The sequence below is a fragment of the Larkinella insperata genome, from assembly GCF_026248825.1.
Taxonomy (GTDB): Bacteria; Bacteroidota; Bacteroidia; order Cytophagales; family Spirosomataceae; genus Larkinella; species Larkinella insperata.
In genome coordinates, this window is the sequence record NZ_CP110973.1 from 5,440,908 (window position 1) to 5,465,308 (window position 24,401).

The 24,401-nt window shown below is 53.4% G+C and carries 19 protein-coding genes and 1 tRNA gene; 13 read left to right on the forward strand and 7 right to left on the reverse strand.

All coding sequences use genetic code 11. The annotated features are described in order from the left end of the window. The first annotated feature begins 116 nt into the window (after positions 1 to 116). Positions 117 to 2,159: an NHL domain-containing protein gene (locus tag OQ371_RS21925; RefSeq protein ID WP_265990468.1), complete on the forward strand. Its 2,043-nt coding sequence runs from the start codon at positions 117 to 119 to the stop codon at positions 2,157 to 2,159. Between the two features lie 233 nt (positions 2,160 to 2,392). After that, on the forward strand, positions 2,393 to 3,769 hold the full coding sequence (locus tag OQ371_RS21930; RefSeq protein WP_265990469.1) for a hypothetical protein: 1,377 nt from the start codon (positions 2,393 to 2,395) through the stop codon (positions 3,767 to 3,769). An 860-nt stretch (positions 3,770 to 4,629) separates the two neighbouring features. Here the strand turns inward: OQ371_RS21930 and OQ371_RS21935 are convergent. Continuing rightward, positions 4,630 to 4,887 (reverse strand): hypothetical protein, encoded by a 258-nt coding sequence (locus OQ371_RS21935; protein ID WP_265990470.1) that lies wholly within the window; start codon positions 4,885 to 4,887, stop codon positions 4,630 to 4,632. A 396-nt stretch (positions 4,888 to 5,283) separates the two neighbouring features. Between OQ371_RS21935 and OQ371_RS21940 the strand changes: the two genes are divergently transcribed. Next, positions 5,284 to 5,715: a response regulator gene (locus tag OQ371_RS21940; protein WP_265990471.1), complete on the forward strand. Its 432-nt coding sequence runs from the start codon at positions 5,284 to 5,286 to the stop codon at positions 5,713 to 5,715. A gap of 46 nt (positions 5,716 to 5,761) precedes the next feature. Here OQ371_RS21940 and OQ371_RS21945 read toward each other — a convergent pair whose 3' ends face one another. The 3 genes from OQ371_RS21945 to OQ371_RS21955 all read right to left on the reverse strand — a co-directional run bounded on the left by OQ371_RS21945 (position 5,762) and on the right by OQ371_RS21955 (position 7,743). After that, positions 5,762 to 6,025: a hypothetical protein gene (locus tag OQ371_RS21945; protein WP_265990472.1), complete on the reverse strand. Its 264-nt coding sequence runs from the start codon at positions 6,023 to 6,025 to the stop codon at positions 5,762 to 5,764. Between the two features lie 177 nt (positions 6,026 to 6,202). After that, positions 6,203 to 6,454, reverse strand: coding sequence for a hypothetical protein (locus OQ371_RS21950; protein ID WP_265990473.1), 252 nt, complete (start codon positions 6,452 to 6,454; stop codon positions 6,203 to 6,205). Between the two features lie 1,217 nt (positions 6,455 to 7,671). Then, a tRNA-Glu gene (locus tag OQ371_RS21955) sits at positions 7,672 to 7,743 on the reverse strand. Between the two features lie 191 nt (positions 7,744 to 7,934). Between OQ371_RS21955 and OQ371_RS21960 the strand changes: the two genes are divergently transcribed. The 5 genes from OQ371_RS21960 to OQ371_RS21980 all read left to right on the forward strand — a co-directional run bounded on the left by OQ371_RS21960 (position 7,935) and on the right by OQ371_RS21980 (position 15,744). Beyond that, positions 7,935 to 10,496 carry a M14 family metallopeptidase gene (locus OQ371_RS21960; RefSeq protein WP_265990474.1) on the forward strand — a complete coding sequence of 854 codons (2,562 nt, stop codon included), beginning with the start codon at positions 7,935 to 7,937 and terminating at the stop codon, positions 10,494 to 10,496. A gap of 139 nt (positions 10,497 to 10,635) precedes the next feature. Then, positions 10,636 to 11,295, forward strand: coding sequence for a DUF6766 family protein (locus OQ371_RS21965; protein ID WP_265990475.1), 660 nt, complete (start codon positions 10,636 to 10,638; stop codon positions 11,293 to 11,295). A gap of 234 nt (positions 11,296 to 11,529) precedes the next feature. Next, positions 11,530 to 13,812, forward strand: coding sequence for a hypothetical protein (locus tag OQ371_RS21970; protein ID WP_265990476.1), 2,283 nt, complete (start codon positions 11,530 to 11,532; stop codon positions 13,810 to 13,812). 42 nt (positions 13,813 to 13,854) lie between these two features. After that, a complete protein-coding gene (locus tag OQ371_RS21975) occupies positions 13,855 to 14,604 on the forward strand; it encodes an SDR family oxidoreductase (RefSeq protein ID WP_265990477.1) in 750 nt (249 codons plus the stop codon). Between the two features lie 12 nt (positions 14,605 to 14,616). Then, complete coding sequence (locus OQ371_RS21980) at positions 14,617 to 15,744, forward strand: glycoside hydrolase family 130 protein (protein WP_265990478.1); 1,128 nt, start codon at positions 14,617 to 14,619, stop codon at positions 15,742 to 15,744. Between the two features lie 11 nt (positions 15,745 to 15,755). Here OQ371_RS21980 and OQ371_RS21985 read toward each other — a convergent pair whose 3' ends face one another. After that, positions 15,756 to 16,511: an OBAP family protein gene (locus OQ371_RS21985; protein WP_265990479.1), complete on the reverse strand. Its 756-nt coding sequence runs from the start codon at positions 16,509 to 16,511 to the stop codon at positions 15,756 to 15,758. A gap of 218 nt (positions 16,512 to 16,729) precedes the next feature. Here OQ371_RS21985 and OQ371_RS21990 point away from each other — a divergent pair, with 218 nt between their 5' ends. Continuing rightward, positions 16,730 to 17,605, forward strand: coding sequence for an SDR family oxidoreductase (locus OQ371_RS21990; protein WP_265990480.1), 876 nt, complete (start codon positions 16,730 to 16,732; stop codon positions 17,603 to 17,605). Positions 17,606 to 17,670: 65 nt separating this feature from the next. Continuing rightward, entirely contained in the window at positions 17,671 to 19,263 is a 1,593-nt protein-coding gene (locus OQ371_RS21995; RefSeq protein ID WP_265990481.1) for an FAD-dependent oxidoreductase, read from the forward strand. Between the two features lie 118 nt (positions 19,264 to 19,381). On the opposite strand, the gene OQ371_RS22000 is transcribed toward OQ371_RS21995, so the two are convergent. Both OQ371_RS22000 and OQ371_RS22005 read right to left on the reverse strand, forming a co-directional pair. Then, entirely contained in the window at positions 19,382 to 20,203 is an 822-nt protein-coding gene (locus tag OQ371_RS22000) for a ferritin-like domain-containing protein (protein WP_265990482.1), read from the reverse strand. 14 nt (positions 20,204 to 20,217) lie between these two features. After that, complete coding sequence (locus tag OQ371_RS22005; protein WP_265990483.1) at positions 20,218 to 20,985, reverse strand: ferritin-like domain-containing protein; 768 nt, start codon at positions 20,983 to 20,985, stop codon at positions 20,218 to 20,220. A 334-nt stretch (positions 20,986 to 21,319) separates the two neighbouring features. Between OQ371_RS22005 and OQ371_RS22010 the strand changes: the two genes are divergently transcribed. From OQ371_RS22010 to OQ371_RS22020, 3 genes are read left to right on the forward strand one after another with little or no spacing between them, the layout of a single operon-like run. Then, entirely contained in the window at positions 21,320 to 22,627 is a 1,308-nt protein-coding gene (locus OQ371_RS22010) for a glycosyltransferase family 4 protein (RefSeq protein WP_265990484.1), read from the forward strand. 3 nt (positions 22,628 to 22,630) lie between these two features. Further along, positions 22,631 to 23,212, forward strand: a complete 582-nt coding sequence (locus OQ371_RS22015; RefSeq protein ID WP_265990485.1) for a D-glycero-alpha-D-manno-heptose-1,7-bisphosphate 7-phosphatase — start codon at positions 22,631 to 22,633, stop codon at positions 23,210 to 23,212. 15 nt (positions 23,213 to 23,227) lie between these two features. Beyond that, positions 23,228 to 24,376 (forward strand): glycosyltransferase family 9 protein, encoded by a 1,149-nt coding sequence (locus OQ371_RS22020; protein WP_265990486.1) that lies wholly within the window; start codon positions 23,228 to 23,230, stop codon positions 24,374 to 24,376. Positions 24,377 to 24,401: the final 25 nt, after the last annotated feature.

Here is a 24,401-nt window from a genome sequence, read left to right on the forward strand (position 1 = left end):
GTAGTTCATTCTTACTCCCTTCCTTTATGACTTGTAATCTCAACCTCTCCCATAGGCTACGCTCAGCCCTATGGTTAATAGGGCTGAGCTTCATGCTCGGCTTACCGTCACATCAATTGGAAGCCCAAGCTATTTCCACCATTGCCGGCACGGGTGAGCAGGGATTTGGTGGAGACGGTGGTCCCGCCATAAATGCCCTGCTCAGCAATCCCAACAGCGTGGCGTTGGGCCTGCAAGGCGACCTTTTATTTATTGATTCAGGAAACACCCGGATTCGTAAAATTTCTTCCAATGGCATCATCACCACCATTGCCGGACGGGATTGGGAAGAGGGAACCACCATCGGGGATGGGGGGCCAGCCACGCAGGCGGGATTGATAAACCCAAATGGGTTGGCTCAAGACGCTCAAGGGAATGTCTATTTTGCTGACAACAATCGGATTCGCAAGATCGACACCCAGGGCATCATCACTACCATCGCTGGCAGTACTGAATCGGGATTTAGTGGTGATGGGGGTCCGGCTACGCAGGCTTTACTGGAAGACCCAAGGGATATTGCTATCGACAGCAAGGGTACCCTCTACATCGCGGACTCTTTTAATCAATGCATTCGCAAGATCGATGCTAATGGAATCATCACCACCGTGGCCGGAGTGGGAGAGTCAATTGGCCAGTTCAGCGGAGATGGTGGACCCGCCACAGAGGCCCATCTCTTTAACCCCCTATCCATCACCTTTGACGCCCAGGACAACCTCTATATTGCTGATTCCTGGAATTACCGTGTTAGAAAGGTTGACAGCCAGGGCATCATTACTACTGTGGCGGGTAATGGTAGCAAGGACTACAATGGCGATGGAAAACCAGCGCTCCAGGCTAGTCTAGAGTTCCCACGGGGCTTGGCTTTTGATGAACAGGGCAATTTATACATCTGTGATTTAGGCAACTTACGGGTTCGCAAGGTCGACCTTAATGGGATGATTACTACGGTAGCGGGCACTGGTAAACCTGGATACAATGGCGACGGAGGAAACCCGACCAGTGCCCTGCTTGGCTCGCCTGTTGAAGCAATCATTGACAAAATGGGCAACCTTTTGTTTTCCGACTCAGGCAATCATCGCATTCGCAAGGTCAGCCAGAATGCGCAGCCACTGGCTATTACGAGCCTGTTTCTGATCGATGCCGATCGGGATACGACGATCCAGGATCTGGGCCCGCAGCGAGACAATCCCCCCGTTATTGAACTAAACCTGAAGGGTTTTCCCACCCGTAAACTCAACATCCAAGCTTTAACCACCCCGGCCAGCGTCGGTTCGGTGGTGTTCCAACTGAGCGGTCGACAGACGCTAACCCAGATTGAGAATGCCGCCCCCTATGCCCTCTTCAAGGATGATGGAGGTAATTTCCGAGGCTGGACCCCGGCCGTGGGCAGCTACACGTTAACGGCTACGCCCTACTCCGGCCCGAATGGAACCGGCACGGCGGGCAATCCCGTTACAATTAGCTTCACGGTGGTCGACCACATCCGGGTGGATCATTTTCGGTTGATCGATCCGCTTACCAATGAAGCTGGCTTCTACATCAATGATGGTTTTAGAATGTCTCTCCCCCGCCCTCAATCCGGTGAGGCCTACAACATCCAGGCTGTGACCAACCCTGCAACCGTTGGCTCAGTGATCATTCAGATAAGTGGACAGCATAACCATACCCAGGTTGAGAATGGCGCCCCCTACGCGCTATATGGAGACAACAATGGTGACTACAAAGGGCGTCGGAAGGAAGTGGGCAACTATACGCTAACGGCCACGCCCTACTCGGGTCCCAATGGAACTGGCACCGCAGGCATTCCCTTAACGGTCCGATTTGAGGTTTACTCGCGCCAATCTATGCGTCTATCGGCTGAGGGAGAACTGGATTCCAAAAGCGTGAAGGTGTTCCCCAACCCCTTCACCGAGTCGTTCACCATTGAGTCAAAAGGGGCTCAGTCCAGTGCTCAGCCCGTGGGGTTGTATGATCTTTTGGGCCGGAGGGTATGGCAGGGCATGACAACGGGCAATAAGCAGGTGGTGCCTGTGGGCAGCCAGTTGGGAGCGGGTGCTTATATCCTGCGAGTGGGCGAGGGCCGGAGGGCCAAAACCATTAAGGTAGTTAAAGCACCTTAAAGGTAGGCGTTTGAACCTGGCGGCTAGTAGACCTGACCAGTCGCCAGGTTCAAATTTTAATCGAAGTAGAATAAAACAGCTTTCCGACTTTTCCTGGGTCCTTCTTTGCAGTTGCCGCAACCGCTTGAAAAGCCGCTTCACCAGCGGCTTTTGTCGTTTCATGGGAGTCACTATTTGGCAAAGGTAAACAGCAGGTCAACTTTGTCAGCGTAAACAACAACGACAAAGAAACCATGAATAAACTGTACATCCGACGGGGGCTCTGCTTCCTGTTAAGCCTGATGATTGCGACCGGATTTGTGGCCTGTAAGAAGGAAATTGACGTTCCCAGCCCCTCGGTCCCAATTGACGACCCGGTCGTTGAAAAACCGCAGAATCGACCGGGCAAAGTATGTCCCGTTGGCAAACTGCTTGGTCAGGCCATCACAGCCACCATTGGCCCCCAAGGCGGCACGCTGACCTCAGCCGATCAGCGCCTGACGATTCAGGTACCAGCGGGAGCCGTCGAGACCAGCCAGCCCTTCCGCATCCAGCCCATCGCCAGTACCGGCCCGCAGGCGTTAGGAACCGGCTTCCGGCTATCTCCTCACGGCGTTACCTTCAAAAAGCCTATTACCATCCGGGTTAACTACTCTCCCGCCCAATTAGACGGCACCGTAGCCCAGGCGCTGGCCCTGGCGTACCAAACCGATAAGGGGGTGTGGCGAATAGCGGCAAAGGGCCGGGTTGATACCACTACCCATACCGTCAGCGTGGAAACAACCCATTTTAGTGATTGGGCATTGTTGCAACGGGCGCATCTCAACCCCTCTATAGGCTTCGTAAAACCCGGGGGTAATATGGGACTGGAGGTGCAACTGTTAGACGGGGATGTGACGGTTCCGCTGGTCGAGGACGCCGATGTACCAGAACCCTATGAGGCCCCCTCGACGGTCGTTGACTATACGAGTTGGAAAGTAACTGGTGGGGGCCAATTAAGCCCCGCCCTTTGGAAGGCTCTTTATTACGCTCCGTCAACGCCCCCAGCCAAAAACCCGGTGGCAGTAACCATTAAGCTCAAGGGACCTACCGTACACGAAGGCAAGCCTTTCAAGGAGCTCTGGTTGGTTTCAAATATTTATGTAGGCGATGAAGGCATCACCTACCGAATCAACGGCGGAAAATGGATCAATACCAAAGTAGCCCTGGGAGCACAATACCTGCCTACACCCAAAGGTCCCATGCTGATGATTGTCGGCGGTGGCATGGACGCGCAGAAGCCCGTCGGAGTGACCATTACTCAACTGAACCCCTCTACGTATATCCCCGAAGGTGGAGACTTTGGCACCATTGGCGGGGTAAGTGAGGTTTGGCAGGTAGGTGAAGCAGGTCCTCAGTTTCAGCTATCCGATCAGGGAGGCTCCTTGCTTTACCTGCACTATTACCGGATCGGTAAGGTCCTGCATCCTAGCCCGGGAACATTCACCGTATCGCAATTTGGCACCGTAGGCGAAATGATAACGGGTAAGTTCGAGCTTGGAAGAGCAGGCATAATGCGCCCGGGCGATGAAAACGCGCTTATTAATACAAACCGGATCGAAGGCTTCTTCCGGGTGACCCGCACCAAATAGGTTTCATAGCCTCCTGGTTATACCATCCCAGCGACTGCCAGCAATATCTAACAGCATTGATGATGAAGGACTTTGGTTCTGACGATGAAAGAAAAGGATATGACGTGAAGGACAGCCAGCGAATCTTCTTGTGCACAATGTAAGGCCAGTCATAAGATTTGCTTCCTATGCTGTTTTAGTCCTGAGGAAGTTTTAAAGGGCACTTATATATATGGGGACAATGTTCGGTGGCATAGCCACCGAACATTTATTTTTATTGAATTCTTAATCATTAAAAACCATTATTCCCCTTGTTGCTATCTACTTGTCATCACCTGAATTATCAGACTATTTTAAATTATTCTATTAAATAGTGAATGGTAAGGCTACTATGATTGAGTTATTCCAATAATTTCCTTATTAATCTCCCCTTTAATTTTATAAAACATACCAATTTGTTAGTATCAGTATTCTTCCATGTCACCATTGTGCTATCAAAACATCCGAAAATAAGCCGTAAACAAAGTATTTATCAGACAAGTTAAGCAGCTTAATAACTCTAGTCATTCTCAAGTATCCGTATTAAATAATCTTATATTGGTCTAACGATATTACAATAGCCCTATGCCTAACCCACAACCGATTGTTCAGAGGTACACATTTTGGGCCGTACTATTTCTACTGGCATTGACAGGAATTCTCTGCGTTTTGTCTGTAATTTTCTGATTTATCTATCGTAAACTATTAAAGTACGTAAGATGTGTCGTGGTAAAAACAAATCCGGCCAAGATGAGCCGGATTTGTTTTCGGCAAAAAATAAAAATCCCATCCAACCTCAAACGGGTTTGGATGGGATCAATCGGGCGACGATGTGAGCTATTTTAATGCATCGCAGCAAGATCGTCGGCAATTGTCTCGTTATCCTCCTGGGTCAACCGACCCTGCCGTAAAGCAGAAAAGTAGGCCTTGCCGACCAGTCTGGCGTAGTCCTTATCTACTTCCTCCAGTGCCTCTTTGTATTCATCAGCATAAAGCTGAATGTTGAATTCGTGATCCACCAGGCAATCAGACAAATAGCGACCTACAACGTAGGCAATAGCCCCGACAACCCCGGCAATCAGGATAATGGGAATCATCATAGGTAGTAGTTATTGTGTAGACGACTTATCAAGCGTAAACCTAGAGTGGTCAGTTCTAAGAAAAAGCTCAGCAAATCGCGGTTGCAACGTCCATCTTTTTTCAAACTTTTCTGAACCGCTAGATAAGTAACCCAGCTTAGATAACTTTAATTCATATGTAAGAAAGTTTAAATAACTTCTCTTTATTACATGGTGTTGGCATGTTATCTAACTTTTACATGCACCTAAGAAACAGAATTTTGGCTCAATTGTTTGGTCCTTCCGGTCAGGTCTTAGCCCCTACTCATGTTCATCTTTTTGTCTATTAATACGATAGGACTGAAAAGATAATATAAAAATAAGCTAGTATCCCAGTATTTAAGGTTACCTTTACCAATACCCACTTCCTTCAGCAATATGTCCTTTCAAACTCCCAGGCGCACGTTCATCGTTGATGATAATGCCGATTACCACAAACCCTTCAAGACCGTGTTTGAAGAAGTGCGCCCTGCCAACCGGCTGGAATCTTTCCTCAGCGGGCAAGCTCTTTTGGAGCGATTACTTGATGTGGGCAAGCCGCTGCCGGGTTTGATTCTGTTGGATCTGTTGATGCCAAAAATGAATGGTATAACGACCCTGAGCCTTATCAGGCAAAATGCCAGCTTAGCAAGAATTCCAACCATCATCATGACGGCATCCAGCAGCGGTAACGATCTTTCATACAGCTACCAGGCGGGGGCGAATGCCTTTACGGCCAAGCCATCAACCTTTAGCGAACTACAGCATTTTATCGAGGTAACCTGCCGCTACTGGCTAGACGTTGCCCAGGTACCCACCTGTATACAGTAATCCTATTATAGTTTCAAGGGAACGCTTTCAGGAATTAGCCTTAAACTTAAGAAGCCGACCGAAACATGACCGCTAGCTCAAAGGCAAGGGCTTTTTCATCTTCTTTACTCATCCTGCCTCCTCGTAAAATAGAGTAATAAGCCCGCCCTACTGTCTGGGCATACTCCCGATCACCGTCCAGTAAGGCTTTTTCGTATTCATGGGCCAGAATCTTTATTTTCTCACGCTTTGTAATAGACCGTCGGCTATACCTGTAAGTCAGGGAAGCCATGGCCACCAGCAGGGCCACCACGCATAAACCAATTATCACGTACTTGATTAAATATGAACAGAGAAAAATAGTAACCAACTCTTCTAACAGTCGGGAAGCGAAGTTACTAACTGGCCTTCATATTTAACTAAGTATGTGACTTAAGTTAGTATACGTTCTATACGTAACTTAAAAGTTCATCTTGGCGGCTTAGCGGCTGGTTGACGCTCCGTCTGATTATTCCATTAGTTCAAGGTCAACTTCAATTGATTCTACATCTTCTTGGGTGACTCTCCCCCGGCGCAGGACCGAGTAATAAGTAAGGCCTAAGTCCCGGGCGTGTTTCTTATCCTTGCCGCTGAGTGCTTTTTCGTACTCCTGAGCGAAGTACCTGAGTTTTTCATGGTACAGCAGCCACTTGCTGCAAAAACGATAGGTAATGGCGATCATGGCTCCTAACAGGCCCAGTATGAGTAAAGCGTTTATCATTTTTAAGACAGAGATTACTATGAATTACATCATTTACGAATGCTCGTTTGTAAAGCACTGATGCTATTCCAGCTGTCCGGGGAGCCACGTATGGTAAGGTTGTTGATCTGTTTATTTCTGGTGGCGCTGCTAGTCTGACCAACGGCTCTTTTGTCTACCTGATAAACCAATCCGCTTAGGTAGTTGCCAGGTAAATACGGCAAGCGTCTAAACGGCTGAGTAATCAGCCTTCTGGCTAACGGGCTGAGCTACCTCTGCAAAAGTTAGAAAGGCGGTTCATTCACTAGCAAGCATCAGATTCGCCAATCGGCGTAGATAATCAGAAATAAATAGGTAAGCTCCCCGGCGCTTGAAAAGCGTCGAATGACCAGGCTGACAGAGGGGCTGTCAGCGTAGAATTGTCATCAGGGGGGAGTAAGTTGTAGCATCGTTTTTCTAAGTACTTCTGCAAGTAACACAGGCAGATGAAAAAATGCAAGATTGTAGGATAAAATGAAGAATATGGTTGTTGATGGGAATGATGTGGTCGGTCACTCCCCTGCCAAGGCCTGGACTGCAATCAGTCGTAATGCCTTCCTTATCGCATTCAACACAAAGCGGGTTATCGCTCCTCCAGGCGCGTAAAGCTTTGGCCCAACGGTTGGACTTGTAAAACTCCCGGTCATTGTTGGTACGACCCGAATGGGCAGGAGGCTTAGAACCCGCGCCGACCCGGCGCATTTTCGGAAGGTGGGCCATTAGAAGTCAATTTTAGGATGGATTCAGATAAAAGGGAGTTAGTGGCATAAGCAGAGAATAAATACAGGAAGAGTAAGCCTCTTGCCATGCGTACAGCCCTTCATCCAAGCTGATCGGGATAGGTGCGCTTCTGTGCGAGAAAACATGCGGTGACAGTCAGAAAGTTGAGTGGACTAATGTAGTAGGCAGTTAATTGACTCTCGCCAATTCATGACAAGATTCTACAGTAATAACCGCTAAATAAAATCCCAGCTCCTCAGCAGTGCAGGGATCAGCAAAGGACCGGTTGTTCGGTAAAAGCTTAATGGATTTGACAATCAGGATCTTACCTTATTGCCTTGGTGAAGAGACTAATGGGGACTCAGGTTCGAGTCAAAAAAAATACAGAAAAAAATAAAATGCTTCAGTAATGTTTCAGTAGCTATAACGAAAAAGCGCTATAAGCTTTTGACTTATAGCGCTTTACGTGAATTTGACCGTGACCGATACGGGAATCGAACCCGTGTTTCAGCCGTGAAAGGGCCGCGTCCTAACCGCTAGACGAATCGGCCAAATTCAGGTTTTCAGTGGGCGACCCTCTTTGTTGGCCAACCCTGTCTCTGAAATTGTGGTGCAAAGATACGGACAATATTGATAGGTGCAAATCTTTGCTCAAAAAAAATTGATTTTTTTTCAAATAGAGGGGTTTTGCGGCTTTCGCTTTACCTTTGGGGATTGCCTGATTTTTACATTATCCCCCCGCATGAAACGACTTTTTCTGGTTGGACTTTGTCTGTTAACAACCTTCATCAGCCTTGCACAGAATACGTTACAACACCCAGACCAATTTTTGGGCTACCCCGTCGGCAAGCGCTTTACGCCCCACCACCGCGTGCTGGCCTACGCGGAAGCCGTCGCAAAAAATTTTTCGAGCCGCGTAAAATTATTGCCTTACGGTACCACCTATGAAGGCCGTCAACTGATGGCACTAGTGGTGGCTTCGGAAAAAAATATGAATCGGCTGGAAGAAATTCGCACCACCCACCTAAACCAAATCGGTCTGGGTACGGCAACTTCCTCCTCCAACAACACGGCCCTGCCGCCCATTGCCTGGCTGAGTTATAATGTTCACGGCAACGAAGCCATCAGCTCCGAAGCCTTTATGCTTGTGCTGCACGACCTGCTGGACCCCACCAACGCGGTTTCCCAGAAAATTCTGGCCAATACCGTCGTCATTCTTGACCCGGGCCTGAACCCCGACGGCCACGACCGCTACGTGAATTGGTACAATCAGATGAGCGGCATGACTCCCGACCCAAGTCCCCTGGCGCGCGAACACAGCGAACCCTGGCCCAGCGGCCGGTATACCCACTACCTGTTCGATCCCAACCGCGACTGGGCCTGGCAAACGCAGGAGATCACCCAGCAGCGCATGGCGCTCTACCAGCAGTGGATGCCGCACCTGCACGCCGACTTCCACGAAATGGGCCCCGAAAGCCCCTATTATTTTGCGCCCTCTGCCAAACCCTACCACGAAGACATCACGCCCTGGCAACGGGAATTTCAGCAGATTATCGGCCAGTACAGCACCCGGTATTTCGACAAAAACGGTTGGCTGTATTTCACCCGCGAAAACTTCGACCTTTTTTACCCGAGCTACGGCGACACCTGGCCCACCTACAACGGCGCCATCGGTATGACCTTCGAGCAGGGCGGTGGCGGGCGCGCCGGACTGGCCTATCAGAAAAATGACGGCGATACGCTCACCCTCCGCGAACGCATCGACCACCACTACGCGGCCAGTTTTGCTACCCTCGAGTCAGTTGCCGACCGTCCGGCGGACGTTGTAAAAAACTTCAACAGCTTTTTCCAGAAAGCCCAAAACAGTCCCGTGGGCGAGTTTAAGAGCTACGTGATCAAAACCGCCAACGATGAGGGTCGGATCAAGGCACTGCGGAAGCTACTCGACAACAACCTCATCCGCTACGGCCTGGCCGGAAAATCCCAGAAACTAACGGGTTTTAGTTACCAGTCGCAGAAAAACGAACCGGTCACGGTGGAAAGCAACGACCTGGTCATTAGTGCCTACCAACCGAAATCGACGCTTCTTAAAATTCTCTTCGAGCCTCAGTCGTCGCTGGAAGATTCGGTGACTTACGACATTACCTCCTGGTCCATACCGTACGCGTATGGTCTGAAAGCCTACGGGGTAAGAGATCGGCTGAACCCCGCCCCCCACCCAGCCGCGGCAGCCGCTTCACCAACTAATTTGCCCGCTAACGGACCAAAACCGTATGCGTACCTGGTCCGCTGGCAGTCGGCGCAGGATGTGCAGTTTCTGGCCGGATTGCTGAAAAACAAAGTCCGGGTGCGGGTGGCCGAACGGACGTTTAAGCAGGATAACCAGAGTTTTGACCCCGGAACGCTCATTGTCACCCGTGCGGGCAACGAACGGCTGGGCGAACGGTTTCACCAGATTGTGCAGCAGGAAGCCGTCAAACGCGGCATTCGGCTGATTCCGGCCACTACGGGTTTTGTAGCGGAAGGGGCTGATTTTGGCTCGGGCAGCGTTTTTTCGCTGAAGAATCCGCGGGTTGCGGTCATTGCCGGTGATGTGACCACCCCCACCTCGCTGGGCGAAGTCTGGCATTACTTCGACCAGGATCTGGAATACCCGCTGACGCTGATCGACGGGAATGCCCTTCCCGGTAGCTCCCTGGCCGGTATCGACGTTTTGATTATGCCGCAGGGCTACAACTACGGAAAAATTATGAACGACCGGACCCTGGCGAAACTCAAAGACTGGGTGCAGGCCGGCGGCAAGCTGATCGTGATGGAACGGGCCACGGGCTTTTTTGTGGACAAACCCGATTTTGGCCTGAAACGGAAAGACGAAAAGCCGGAAGCGAAAAGAGAGAAATCGGACAAAAAACCGGAAGTTGAAGAAACCCTGCGCCAGTATGGCGAACGTGAACGCGAAGCCATTTCCGAAGAGACCCCGGGCAGTGTCTACCGCGTTGATCTCGACCGCACCCACCCCCTGGCCTTCGGCTACACCAACGGATACAATGCCCTGGTGCAGAATGTGTATGATTACGATTTTCTGAGAGACGGCTGGAATGTCGGCTACCTGCGGAAAGACAACTACCTGGCGGGTTTTGTGGGCCGATCGGCCAAAGCCAAGCTCAACAACACCCTGCTGTACGGTGTGCAGGATTTGGGCAAAGGCAGCGTCGTCTACATCATGGACGATCCGCTGTTCCGGGGCTTCTGGTACAATGGCAAGCTCCTGTTCGGCAACGCGGTATTTATGGTTGGTAACTAAATCGGATTCGACTTACTGCCCAGAAGAACGGTTAACCGCCCCAACGGTTAACCGTTCTTTTTTTAGAGGGGTTTCGTAGCAAACAACCGTTCGGCAAAAGGAGTTAGTAGTGCAGCTATTTTAGTACGTTCCTCTCGCTATGAAAAAAATACTGCGCGAAAACAGCCTTTCATTGACCCTCCTGGTCATTACGCTCCTAACGCTGGGCGGCAACCTGTGGACGGGCTGGCACGACTTTAACGATGAGTTAAAAGACTATGGGCGGGCCACCCTATCCTTTACGGATTACCTAACTAGTGGGCACTGCATAGAGTCTGTTTTTGAAAACTGGGAAAGTGAATTTCTGCAAATGGGGCTCTATGTGCTCTTCACGGTTTTTCTCTACCAAAAAGGCTCCTCCGAATCGAAAGACCCTGACCAGGATGAGGAAGTCGACCGCAAGCCGTCGCCGAGCCGGCCGGGGGCGCCCTGGCCCGTTCGGCGGGGGGGCTGGGTGCTCAAACTGTATCAGAACTCCCTGAGCCTTGGTTTCTTCCTACTGTTTCTTCTGTCTTTCATTCTGCACGCCATCGGCGGAGCCAGCCAGTACAACACCGAACAGATGCTGAAGGGCAAAAGCGAAACGCTGACGGTGTGGGAATTTATGGCAACCAACGAGTTCTGGTTTCAGTCGCTGCAAAACTGGCAGAGTGAGTTCTTGTCGGTGCTTTCCATTGTTGTGTTGTCGATTTTCCTGCGGCAAAAGGGTTCGCCCGAATCCAAACCGGTTGACGCCCCCGATTCGCAGACTGGCGAATAAGTTCGGGGGGAAGCAGGGTTGGCTGGAACTTTCCCGCTATTAAATACAAAGCCTTAATCACCTTTGATTGGTAAGTGATTCCTCAAAAAAGGTTTCTAATCGGGGCATTTCGGCAGATTGGTTTTTCATCAGGAGCAGGTGCCGTTACCTTATTTTTTCATAGTTGACCAGCGCGTATAGCGGTAATGGTGGTTAACGCTTTACCAAAAGCACCAATGAGCAAAATAAGTGAATATGCCTACAAAACCCTACAACAGCCCAACCTACTGGCAACCGTTTACGAAAACGCACGAAACCTCCCAGTGGGTCATGGGGCTTGATGAACAATTCAAACAAGCTGCTCACCGGGAAACGCTCGATCTTCCCATGGAAGCTGGCACCCTGGAAATTTGTCTGACGGCCAATTCCCTGTGGCTGATCAGTGAGTGGGGCGGAGCCGGGAAATTAGCCATCCGAACCTGTTTTGATCCCCAGCTTGTTCAGAAATTCAAAAAAGTCCGGACAACAAAAAACGGCGTCGAATACCAGATTCAGGGCTCTTTGGGAACATTCGGGGTTAAAATCGAATGCCCACATTCCGATAAAACCCTGCTGCACTACACCACCTCCTTAAAACCGGCCCAACCCTTCACGGTCCAGGCTTTTCCCCGGGACCTCTACCTGCTGGACAATGATTACAACCCCTTCACGACCGAGGGCATGGTGTACGTAACCCAGAGCGGACCCACTTCCGGGCTCGCTTACTTGTCTCTGGTCGAGCCGACGGAATGCTCGGTTTTCTATTTTCAGAATTTTACGGCCTTGTCGGATTACTGTCAGATGACCCAAACCGAGCCATCCAGTACGGTAACGGTGCAATGGCCGGAAGTTGGGTTTGCCCTTCCGTCGTCCAATCAGCCTCTGGAAGCCGGCCAAGAAATCGTTTTGTCGGACGCTTACATTTACCTGATTCCGACCGTTCCCAAAACCGAATTTCAGGCAGCCGACCAGTTTCTGGAAGCCATTGGCCGGGTTTACCGACTGCTGCCCAAGCCCGAAACCGAGTATTACGATTGGCCCAAAGCAGCAGAAATCACCATCGAAGCCCTGACCGAATCGCCCCATTGTGGCCGCCGGATTCAGAAACATTATTACGTCAACGCCTACGTCGACTCCACCCAGAAACCGCCCGAAAGCATGGTCCAGCTGGCCATCCTGGTGCCGCTCTGGGAATACCAGGAATGGCTCGGTCAAACCGTCTCCCTCGTTGAGCAACTCCAGAAAAACCTACCCTCTTTCTACGACGAGAAACACGAAACAATCATGCGGTGGCTGCCGGGCGGTATCTTCAAAGAAGAAGAACGGAGCGAAGAACAGGATCACAACAAAGTCGACTCCTGGTATCTGCTGCACACGCTGTTGAACCTCGGTCGGCTGGCCGAAAAAGGCAACCCGGAGGCCAAAGATCTCTTGTTCGGCTCGCTGGAGTATGTTATTAAAGCCGGCCACCACTTCAACTACGACTGGCCGGTTTTTTACGACATCCGGACGCTGGACATCATCAAGGCCGAAACCGCCGAGGGCCAGGGCGGTGAACTGGACGTGGCCGGTCTGTACACGCACGTGATGGTGCAAGCTTATGAGCTCACCCGCGATCCGCGTTACCTGAATGAAGCCATGGCTTCCGCCGAGCGCTTGAAGGGCAAAGGCTTCGAGCTGCTCTACCAGAGCAACATCACCATCATGAGCGCCCTGACGCTGGCCAAGCTATGGAAAATCACCGGCAACCGGCTGTATTTCGATCAAAGCCGGCTAAGCATTGCCAACGTACTGGCCCGGTTGTGGATCTGGGAGTGTAATTTCGGCTATGGACAGAACCGGAGCATATTCATGGGGGTAGCTCCGCTGAAAAATGCCCCTTATGTGGCAGCCTACGAGGAAGCGGAAATCTTTGCTACCATGCTCAGCTTTCTCAAGGAGGTGGGTCCGGACGTGCCCGAAACCGTCCGGATGATGTTCTCGGAGTATTTTAAATACCTTCTGCATCGGGGGCGGTTTTATTTCCCGTCCGAACTGCCGGAAGAGATGGTTTGTCAGCAACCGCGCGAAGGCCGCCTGATCCGGGAGCTGCCCATTCCGCTGGAAGATATCTCCATCGGCTGGAAACAAGCCGGTGAGGTGGGCCAGGAAGTGTACGGCGGAGCGATGCCCTACATCCTGACAACCAATGCCTACAAACAATTCCAAAACATCCCGGTCATTATCTTCTCGGACTACCCGATCTACCACGCCGAGTACGAATTCACGGAGAAAAACAAGGGCTACGTTGTGGTGCGGCTGGCGGGTACTTCCGACTGTACGTGTCAGGTACGGCTCATCGCCAAAAGCCGGTCCATGCCCACCGTGCAGCTTTACGACGAGGATGCGCCCGACAGTCCCGCCCTCGAGCCCGTCAAAAAAGCGGACCGGTACTGCGAGTACCGGGTCAGTGGAAGCCAGCGCCTGCGGATGGAATGGGAATCTGCCAAGAAGAACTAATCAATAGTTACCGTTTATTTTACTCTAACTCCAAACAACGTTATGGCAAGTACACACACAGCCACTGAATCACTTACGGGAAAACGAATCGTTATTACGGGTGGAACCACCGGCATTGGCCGCGCCATCGCCACCCTGCTGGGTTCCTACGGCGCCCATATCTTTACGTTCGGCCGGCATCAGGAGCAGCTTGACGAAGCGCTCAACGCCATCCGCGAAGCCGGTGGTCAGGCCGACGGCATCACCGCCGACAGCTCGAAGCAGGAAGACATTCAACGGGTTTTTCAGCAGGCCGAAGAAAAGCTGGGCGGTTTGGATATCCTCATCAACAGCGCGGCCCTGGGAGCCGGTTCGCTGAGTGAAATGGACGATGCCGACTGGCGGTATGTAATTGAAACCAACCTGGGCGGTTACCTGGCAGCGGCCAAGGAAGCCCTCAACCGCATGCTGCCGCAGAAACGGGGCCATATCGTGTTGATCGGGTCGATGAGCGCCGATGTACGGGAGGAAGGCAGTTCGGTTTATGTCGCGACGAAATCGGCCATCCAGGGATTTGCGGAAAGCCTGCGCAAGGAAGTCAATAAAGACGGAATCAAAGTTAGTCTGGTAGAACCCGGAGCGGTGGGGTCGGACATGCAGCCCACCACGCCGGAAGAAGAACGCGAAAGCCAGAAAACCGGAGAAATGCTGCGGGCCGAAGACATCGCCGTCTGCATCCACTACATCCTGACGCAGCCCGAACGCTGCGATGTGGTGGGTATCCAGATTCGTCCGCACCTTCAGACCATTTAATTTTTCGAGAACATGGCTTTTCCGACGGACCTGCTCATTTTTTCGCCCAACGATATCGATCTCTCCTTTTCACCCCTGCGCCAGTCGCTCCGGGCACATACCTACATCCTGGGTGCCTTTAACCCCGGACTGGCCCGCTTGCCAAACGGCAATTTACTGATTATGATACGGGTTGCCGAAGCGCTTCGGCAACCCATCGTCGGAGAACAGATTCACGCCATTCGCTGGGATAGTGAGCGGGGCTACGTGCTGGATGCCTATCCACTGGCCGGAGTCAACGCGGCCGATCCACGGAAATTTCAGGTTCAGGGCTATCCTTACAAAGTGATGGCCCTGACCTCTTTATCCTGGCTGCTCCCGGTTGAACTGAGTCCCGACGGCACGAAGGTGCTGACGGTGCATTACGACAAAATCATTGCTCCCCAGCGGCCCTACCAGGAGTACGGCGTGGAAGACGCCCGGATCACGAAAATCGACGACACGTATTACATGACGACCTGCTCGGTGAGTTCGGAGCGGCATTCCACAACGTTGTATACGTCAACCGACGGATTGACCTACACCTTACAGGGCATTATCCTCGATCACCAGAACAAGGATATGGTTTTCTTCGAGGGGAAAATCGACGGCAAATTTTACGCCCTGACCCGACCACTGGGCGATCTGTATTTTGCCACCCAGCCCGCCAGCGACTACCTCCCCGGCCCTTCCATCAACCTGGCCTCCTCCCCCGACGGCCTGCACTGGAAACCTTCCGACGAACCGTTTATCCGCGCCCGCAGAGGATCGGCGTCCACCATGAAAATCGGCGGGGGGACCCAACCCATCCTGACCGACCAGGGCTGGTTACTGCTCTACCACGGCGTTGAATTGAAAGGGTTGGTCGGGATTTACCGCACCTTCTGGGCCTTGCTGGACGCCCACGATCCGCGGAAAATTTTAAGAATCGAGGATGCGACGCCCCTGCTGGAAGCCAGCCCAACCCTGATCGAACCCTTCAGGGACCAGCTTTACCTGTCGGATGTGGTTTTCACGACCGGGATTGTCGATGCCGGGGACTTTTTTATCGTGGCTTCGGGCGAAGATGACCTGGCCTGCCGGATGACCCACCTGCCCAAAACCGTTTTCGGACTCAGCTAACCGATTGCCTTTTAGTGTGAGTGGCCGGGAATGGGCTGCTTGTCGTCGCTTACTTTCAACTGCCGGACTTCTCCCTGCTCCCAGGCATTGGCGCCGGGCTGCACGGCGGGGGCGGGAATGTCGGCGCGGTTCTGACGCTTCTTGGCCGTGGAGATGTTAAACCGCTGATCGCGCTGGGCCACCAGGCTGTCGGCCAGTTGCCCGTCTTTGGTGAACCCCATCATAATCAGCGGGTGGCCCAGGGGAAGTTTCAGGTCCCGGTCGGTATGCCAGGTATGATACGTTTTACCGTAGGTCGATACCAGTTTTTCCATCAATTCGTGCTCGGCCACCTGCGGGAGTCCCGGCGCAATCAGGGTTCCCGACTTCACTTCGTGAACGTGGCTGTGCCAGAGCTTTTTTTCCTCCGCAGGCAGGGTTTTGAACAGCCGTTCCGACACGATGTACTCCACACCCATGATCTTGGCATCTTTGCCGTTGCCGTCAAAAATCATGCACTGAATCACGTCTTCATTCACCTGTGTGCAGTAGTGGTGCGCTTCCATCTGCCCTTTCATGTCGCCGTTGTAAAAGTGAAAGCCGTCGAGGTACATGCTGATGGCCTGCAGGGGCGCTTTGTTCTGGATCACGTCCGCGCCGGTTTCCAGCACTTCGGTTTTCGCCGTTTTCTCGTCCCCCGGCGACTCGACATTGGAAGAGGTATTTTTCCCACCACAACCGGTGAGCAGGAGCGCGAAAAGACCGCCAACTGTCCAGTTCAAATTCATAGCACGTTGCGTTAAATTTCGGTCGGTGCTGCGTTCAGGCAGCCAACCGGTTTATGGACAAGCAAGCCGGGATCCACCCGGTTTGTTCGCCTAAATTGACCCCAAGTAAGCCAATGGCCCCAAATCCGGGGCAGAGGCCCCCACTGGCTCAGTAAGTCCAACGGTTCAAAACAAACCCGGTAGCCGGGGGTTAGCTTGGAAAATCAACGTTATAAACCATGCAACAACAGGACCCACGCCACCAGTACCCGGCACCTCCCTACCAACAGGAACCCCAGGACCACCCCGGTTCTGATCAGCAAATGACGCCCAAAGCCGATCACGGTGAAACGTCGTACAAAGGCAGCGGCCGCCTGGCGGGCCGGACGGCCCTCATTACCGGCGCAGACAGCGGTATTGGCCGGGCCGTTGCGCTGACGTTTGCGCGGGAAGGAGCCAATGTGCTGATTGCCTACCTCAGCGAAGACAAAGATGCGCAGGAAACGGTGCGGCTGGTGGAAGAAAGCGGTCAGAAGGCCATTGCCGTCGGGGGTGATATTCAGGACGAAGCCCACTGTCAGGCGCTGGTGAAACGGGCCGTGGATGAATTTGGCCAACTGGATATTTTAGTAAACAACGCGGCTTTCCAGATGAACCATTCGTCGATTGCCGAGCTTTCGTCCGAAGAGTTTGACCGGACGTTTCGCACCAACGTCTACGCCATGTTCTACCTCTGCAAGGCCGCCCTGCCGCTGATGAAACCGGGAGGATCGATCATCAACACCACGTCGATTCAGGCCTACATGCCCGAGCCGATGCTGCTGGCGTATGCCGCCACCAAAGCCGCCATCGCCAACTTCACGAAGGCCCTGGCCAAAGAAGCCATCGAAAAGGGCATCCGGGTCAACGCCGTGGCTCCCGGTCCGGTCTGGACTCCGTTGATTCCGTCGACGATGCCGGAGGATAAAACCAAAACCTTCGGTGAGGACACGTTGTTTGGCCGGGCGGCTCAACCCATTGAGCTGGCGCCCATTTATGTCTTATTGGCTTCTCAGGAAGGCAGTTACATTACCGGCGAGATTTACGGCGCCACCGGTGGGCGACCCATCGCCTAATCAGTAAACACCCCACCCGGGGTGTTTTTTTTGCGACCTATAGCTTTAAAATTACGATTCTGCTGATGAACACTGACCAAAACACGGGCGCCCGAACGTCGGGCGCGCACCTGACCTTTTGGATCGACACCGTTGATCCGATTCAATTTTCACCTTTACAACAGGACCGCCAGGCCGATGTGGTCGTGGTGGGCGCCGGCATCTCCGGTTTATCCGTAGCGTATACGCTGGCCAAAGCGGGCAGGAAAGTTATTGTGCTGGAAGATGGCTTCGTGGGTAGCGGAGAAACCGGACGCACCACGGCCCATTTGTCGAATGCGCTGGATGATAGCTACACCGAGATTGAACACTACCACGGGGAAGAAGGAGCCCGCATGGCCGCCGAAAGCCACACTGAAGCCATCAACTTCATCGAGCGGACGGTGCAGGAAGAAAACATCGACTGCGAGTTTGAACGCCTGAACGGCTACCTGTTTCTCCACCCGACCGACCAGCCGGAGACGCTGAACCAGGAGTTTGCGGCTGCCCGCCGGGCCGGTATCGACCTCCACCGGCAGGCACAGGTACCCGGCTTTGCCAAAGAGGAAGGCCAATGCCTGCAATTTCCGAATCAGGCGCAGTTTCACCCCATGAAGTACCTCAAAGGCTTGACGGACGCTTTCGTCCGGCTGGGCGGGGAGATTTTTACCGAAACGCGGGTGAAAGAAGTACGGGAAGACGGGGTCAAAACGGACCAGTATACCGTCAAGGCGACCGACATTGTGGTGGCGACCAACACGCCGATCAACGATATTTTCACGATGCACACCAAACAGTGGCCGTACCGGACCTACGTGGTGGGCGTCAAGATTCCGAAAGACAGTGTTCCGGCGGCTTTGTGGTGGGACACCGGCGACCAGCAATCCGAATGGGTAAGCCAGCCGTATACGTACGTCCGGCTGCAACGGCTGGATGCGGAAAATGACCTGGTGATCTGCGGGGGGCACGACCACAAAACTGGTCAGGCCGACGAAGAAAATGTGCCGGAAACGGACCGCTACCAATTGCTCATCGACTGGGTTCGTGCCCATTTTCCGATGGCAACGGAGGTGGCCTATCGCTGGTCGGGGCAGGTGATGGAACCGCTGGATGCGATGGCTTACATCGGCAAGAATCCGGGCAACGACCACATCTACATCGTCACCGGCGATTCGGGCAACGGCATGACACACGGCACCATTGCCGGTTTGCTCATTCCGGACCTGATTCTGGGCCGGGAGAACCCCTGGGCCAAACTCTACGATCCGGCGCGCATCTCGTTGAAAGTCACCGGTGATTACCTGAAAGAAACCGGTAACTTCACCAAGCAACTGGCCGATTACTTTATGGCTAGCCAGGTGGATGATGTAAACGACCTGTCCAACGGGCAGGGCGCCATTCTAAATTCAGGCTTGCAGAAAGTTGCCGCTTACCGCGACGAACAGGGTGAACTCCACACCCACTCGGCCATCTGCCCGCACCTGGGCTGCGTGGTGCAGTGGAACCCCGACGAAAAATCGTTTGACTGCCCCTGCCACGGCTCGCGGTTTACGGGCAAAGGCGTGGTGGTCAATGGCCCGGCCGCCAGCGATTTAAAACCCGTAACGGTCAGCGCCAAGTCCGGCAAGGACGGCCAGTAAATGACCGTAAGCCGGCCCACTAGAAGCCGCGGGCAGCCCTGTAGAATCATCAAATAAAAAACCTTCCGGAGAAAGCCGCTTGGCCGAAACCGGAAGGTTTTTTGACGCTTAGAACTGATTAAGGCATCATGGTTTTGACAAAAGGACCGGCAATGGCCAGAACTTCCTCCTTCGTCAGCGGCTCGTCAAACGTTTCGCGCACAACCCGTTCCGCTGGTGTTTGATCCCCACCGGCCATTTCCAGCAGCTTCTGATAGGTCAGCGAAATCAGATCGACCCCGTCGTGGTGGTAAATGTTATTTTCCCCTTTGTACACCGCAGCCGGAACACCACCGGTTTCCTGTTCGGAAGCCCACACCCGCAGCCCCCGCACCAGCCGGATTTCAGCCGCGTGACGCGCTTCGACGGAGTGAATTTTCAGGGCCGCCAGCAGCACATCCCGGTTGCTGGCTAACTTCGGTGCCTGTCCTTTGTAGGCACGTACCCCCAGGTCTTCAAAAGCCTGAGACAGGGTCAGAAAGACATCAAGGTTTGTGAAAGGGTTTGGAAACATGCCACCGGCCGTGAAATCAAACTCCGGTTTGCCGATGGCCTGGCCCCCCAGCGATCCGATGGCGGTTTTCAGAAAATCGACGTGCGCTTTTTCGTGTTTGCCAATTTCTTCGAAAAGCCCCCTTCTGTCGCCAAAAGACAGACCCGACGCAATTCCTTTCTCGTAAAAATCCGCTTCCAAATATTCCAGGAGCAGGGCGAAATTCAGGACGCTTACAATGTCACCGTTATCGGCGTAGGCTTTATTGATGACCGAGGCCACAAACATCGGCGAAGCGGCTGCTGCGATGGACGTTGTTTTGAGCAATTTCCGGCGCGTAAAGGCAAAGCGGGCTTCGGATTCAGCGTCGATTTTTTCCAGATCGGAGCAAATAGTGAATAAATTCATACAGGTGTGACGGTTTACATGATGGGGGCTGGTAACTTGGATCCGCTCAGTTTCTGTTTAATGAAAGGCTGGGCCTTCATCAGCACCTCGTCCGGGAAGTAAGCAACATCCAGACCGTTGGCGTCAATCAGCTCGTGCGCAATGGCAAACTTGGTTTCGGGCAGGATCATGTGCCGGGCCAGGGTTGCGTGCCGGGCTTCAATCGACACGATTTTACCAGACAGCTTGATAAGCTCCAGGTCCTGCACAAACTTACTGGAACCGTTATACGCGCCGGTCCCTACGGTTTCAAACTTTTGGGCCGCATCGAAGACGGCGTTGCGGTTGTTGAAATCGATGGCACTGAAGTTAAATTCCAGCTCCGGAATGGCAAACGGCCCCAACAGGGTTTTGAGCAATTCCTTGTGGACCAATTCGTGATCACGCAGTTCCCGAATCACCTTGCGGTCCATCTCCGACCATCCCGCTGAGCGTTCGTAGGCCGTCGAGTAATACGCCACTTCGAGCTGCTCCAACGCGTAGGCCATGTTGGTGATCCCGATGTCGCCCTCGCCCAGATCGATCGACCCGTCGGGCAGCACCGTTGCCCCTATCCGAGCTCCGGACCGGCGCAGCCCGCCCTGGGGTGCCGCCAGATCTTCTTTAGCGCAGGAAGTCAACACCGCAAGGGCCGAAGCAGACGCTAGCCCCAGGTTTCGCAAAAACATTCGCCGTTCGACCGAAGGAATCGCCGGAACCGACGGCCCTTTTTTCGCGTCTGGTAAAGTGTTTAGTTTTTCCATTAGTCAACCTTGTGTTTATCGATAAATGGTTGCCACGCCGATGTGGCAATCGGTTATGAAAAACAAGGATGACTGGCGTTTGTTTTTGAGGGATTTCGCCTAAGTATCAAAGTGATAGAACGGCCCAGAACGCGCCCGGGCAGTAGGTAATTATCGGTTTTTCGTTCGTCCTTCGCTTGGCTTTCACCTGCTGGTAAACCCCGGGGGCCGTTGCCTCATTAGGGGGAACATAAACCCCTCTTCATATAACCTTTCCGATGAGTGCCGGTTCAATTTCCATCTGACAACAACGATCCGAACAACCTCGGACGCTTAGTTGGCGACTCGTCACGCAATGAATCAAAAACTAGCACTAATAAGCGAGCACGCTTCCCCACTGGCCGTGGTCGGAGGAGTCGATGCCGGAGGACAAAATATTGCCGTTGCCGAACTGGCGCAGCAGTTGGCCCGTCTGGGATACGAAATCGACATCTTTACGCGCTGGGAAAATGAACAACTTCCACAACTAGTCGACTGGAAATCCGGCATCCGGGTCGTCCACATCCAGGCGGGTCCGGTCAGCATCCTGCCCAAAGAAGAATTGTTGCCCCACATGGCCGAATTCATGGCCAACTTCGTTCAGTTTGCCCGCAGCGAAGAAAAGCCGTATGGCCTGATTCACGCCCACTTCTTTATGTCGGCGCTGGTGGCGGCTGATGCCAAAAAAATTTTGAATATACCGTTCGCCATTACGTTTCACGCCCTGGGCAAGGTTCGGCGGATTAGCCAGGGCGATTCCGATAAATTCCCGGCCGAGCGGTTTGCCATTGAAGAGCGGGTCATTCGGGAGGCCGATCAACTGGTGGCACTCTGCCCGCAGGACCGCGACGATCTGATCAATTTGTACGACGCCGACCCCGGCAAAATCACCATTATTCCCAACGGCTTCAATCCCGATGAATTTTACGCCGTTGGTAAAAGCCTGGCCCGCACCCTGCTCAAAATGGATCCGGATGAATTTACGATCCTGCAGCTGGGCCGCATGGTTCCGCGCAAAGGCATCGATACCGTCGTTCAGGCCGTGGCCTGTTTAAAGAAAAAATACGGTCGCAAAACCCGGCTGTTGATTGTCGGGGGCGAATCCGACGCCCCCAACCCGGCGGTAACGCCCGAAATTGGCCGGCTGCAACACCTGGTCGAACTGGAAGACGTGGCCGATTGTGTGACGTTTGTCGGTCGCCGGGACCGGAACCTGCTCCGCTATTACTACAGCGCGGCCGATGTTTTTGTGACCACACCCTGGTACGAACCGTTTGGCATTACGCCCCTGGAAGCAATGGCCTGCGGAACACCGGTTATTGGCTCGCGCGTGGGCGGCATCCAGTATACCGTAATCGACGGACAGACCGGACTGCTGGTGCCGCACAAAGCCCCCGATGCCCTGGCCGAAAAGCTACATCTGCTGATTCAGCAACCCCAGCTACGCAAAGATTTACGGACCCGCGCGCTCCGGCGCGTCCATCAGGATTTTACCTGGTTGCAGGTGGCCCAGAAAACCGCCCTGATGTATCAGCAATTGGGGGTTGCCCGTCCGGTGTCGCTGGGCGTCGCAAAAACCCTGCGGGATGCCATTCCGACGGCTCAACTGAGTCGATCAGCCTAACCTATGAAGAAAGCTGTTTTTATTGATAAAGATGGTACGTTGATCTACGACGTACCCTATAACGTTGACCCTGACCGGATAACGCTTTACCCCGATGCGGGCTGGGCGTTACACCAATGGCAGCAGGCGGGGTTTCTGCTACTTGTTATTTCGAATCAATCGGGCGTGGCGCATGGTTTTTTTCCGGAGTCCGCCCTGGAGGCCGTCTCGGACCGGTTGCAGCAGTTGCTCCAGTCCTACGGGGTGCGGCTCGACGGTTTTTACTACTGCCCGCATTACCCTGGTGGTCGCGTGCCGGCGTATTCCGTTTCGTGTTCGTGCCGAAAACCGCAACCCGGTCTCTTGCAGCAGGCAGCCCGTGAGCACGGTATCGACCTGGCGGCTTCGTGGATGATCGGGGATATTCTCAACGATGTGGAAGCGGGCAACCGGGCGGGTTGCCGAACGATTCTGCTCGACAATGGCCACGAAACCGAGTGGCGGTCGGGTCCGCTCCGAGAGCCGACGTATACGGTTAGCGATTGGAAGGAAGCGGTTCAATTATTTGAAAACCCACGGGTTAATAGCCTGGCCCCAACCCACTGAAGCAGCATTACTCGCATGAAACCTTCTTCTACGAGAGACCATTCTGCCCCGGCTGTCAGGGCTGACCTGGCCCATCTTAATCCTGCCAGCTGGCAGGACTGTAAAAGCATTCTGTGTTTTCGGCCCGACAACATGGGCGATGTGCTGATGACCTCACCGGCCTTTCGGGCCTTGAAAGAATCCGTTCCCGGTCGTAAACTAACGCTACTGACCTCCTCGGCGGGCGCGGCCATTGCTCCGTACATTCCGGAAATCGACGCCGTCATTCCGTTTGATGTTCCCTGGGTCCAGCCCAATAGCCGACCGGAGCGCGACGAGTTGCCGCAGTTGGTACGTAGCCTGAAAGAGTACGCGTTTGATGCCGCCGTTATTTTCAATGTGCAGAGCCAGAATCCGCTGCCCTCGGCGCTTATTTGCTACGTGGCCGGTATTCCGCGGGTGCTGGGGTATTGCCGTGAAAATCCCTACGAACTGATGACAGACTGGGTCCCGGACCCCGAAATCCTAGTGGCTACCCAGCACGAGGTCGACCGGCAGCTCAACCTGGTTTCAACGGTAGGCAGCACCACGGCCGAAAAACGTTTATCCCTTACCGTTAGCAATACCGCCAGGTTACAAGCGCTGGAATGGCTGACCCAACAGGGCATTCAGACGGGCGAACCGTGGCTGATTCTGCACGCGGGCGTCAGCGAAGCCAAACGGCGATTTGGTGCGGAGCAGTACGTTCAGGCGGCCCGGCAACTTCGGTCGGAAAGCGATTACCAGATCCTGCTGACCGGCAGCAAATCGGAGTGGAATTACGTCGAAACCATCCGGCAGGGCATTGGCGAGAGGGCCTACAATTTAGCGGGGGCTTTTCCGCTGGAAACCTTCATCGGCCTGGTTGCCGAAGCCCCGGTTCTGATTTCCAACAATACCGGCCCCGTCCATATCGCGGCTGCGCTGGGCACGCCGGTGGTGGTGCTGTATGCCATGACCAACCCGCAACACACGCCCTGGATGGTTCCCAGCCGGGTTTTGTATTTTGAAGTGCCCAAGCCGCTGCGCTCGAAGAACCGTCTGCTGCAACACTTTCCCGAACCCGCCGAGCCCCGGGCCACCCCCGAAGGCATCGTACAGGCGGTTCATGAACTGGTGGGCCAGAAAGTCCTCCTTCCTTCGTAACGATCATTAACTCATTCTTTCACAA

Bases quoted from the DNA above. Each gene is read 5' to 3' on its own strand.
- OQ371_RS21940 (WP_265990471.1), top strand. From the start codon at position 5,284: ATGTCCTTTCAAACTCCCAGGCGCACGTTCATCGTTGATGATAATGCC.
- OQ371_RS21950 (WP_265990473.1), bottom strand. From the start codon at position 6,454: ATGATAAACGCTTTACTCATACTGGGCCTGTTAGGAGCCATGATCGCC.
- OQ371_RS22000 (WP_265990482.1), bottom strand. From the start codon at position 20,203: ATGAATTTATTCACTATTTGCTCCGATCTGGAAAAAATCGACGCTGAA.
- OQ371_RS21975 (WP_265990477.1), top strand. From the start codon at position 13,855: ATGGCAAGTACACACACAGCCACTGAATCACTTACGGGAAAACGAATC.
- OQ371_RS21980 (WP_265990478.1), top strand. From the start codon at position 14,617: ATGGCTTTTCCGACGGACCTGCTCATTTTTTCGCCCAACGATATCGAT.
- OQ371_RS22020 (WP_265990486.1), top strand. From the start codon at position 23,228: ATGAAACCTTCTTCTACGAGAGACCATTCTGCCCCGGCTGTCAGGGCT.
- OQ371_RS22010 (WP_265990484.1), top strand. From the start codon at position 21,320: ATGAATCAAAAACTAGCACTAATAAGCGAGCACGCTTCCCCACTGGCC.
- OQ371_RS22015 (WP_265990485.1), top strand. From the start codon at position 22,631: ATGAAGAAAGCTGTTTTTATTGATAAAGATGGTACGTTGATCTACGAC.
- OQ371_RS21965 (WP_265990475.1), top strand. From the start codon at position 10,636: ATGAAAAAAATACTGCGCGAAAACAGCCTTTCATTGACCCTCCTGGTC.
- OQ371_RS21995 (WP_265990481.1), top strand. From the start codon at position 17,671: ATGAACACTGACCAAAACACGGGCGCCCGAACGTCGGGCGCGCACCTG.
- OQ371_RS22005 (WP_265990483.1), bottom strand. From the start codon at position 20,985: ATGGAAAAACTAAACACTTTACCAGACGCGAAAAAAGGGCCGTCGGTT.
- OQ371_RS21990 (WP_265990480.1), top strand. From the start codon at position 16,730: ATGCAACAACAGGACCCACGCCACCAGTACCCGGCACCTCCCTACCAA.
- OQ371_RS21970 (WP_265990476.1), top strand. From the start codon at position 11,530: ATGCCTACAAAACCCTACAACAGCCCAACCTACTGGCAACCGTTTACG.
- OQ371_RS21985 (WP_265990479.1), bottom strand. From the start codon at position 16,511: ATGAATTTGAACTGGACAGTTGGCGGTCTTTTCGCGCTCCTGCTCACC.
- OQ371_RS21960 (WP_265990474.1), top strand. From the start codon at position 7,935: ATGAAACGACTTTTTCTGGTTGGACTTTGTCTGTTAACAACCTTCATC.
- OQ371_RS21930 (WP_265990469.1), top strand. From the start codon at position 2,393: ATGAATAAACTGTACATCCGACGGGGGCTCTGCTTCCTGTTAAGCCTG.
- OQ371_RS21935 (WP_265990470.1), bottom strand. From the start codon at position 4,887: ATGATGATTCCCATTATCCTGATTGCCGGGGTTGTCGGGGCTATTGCC.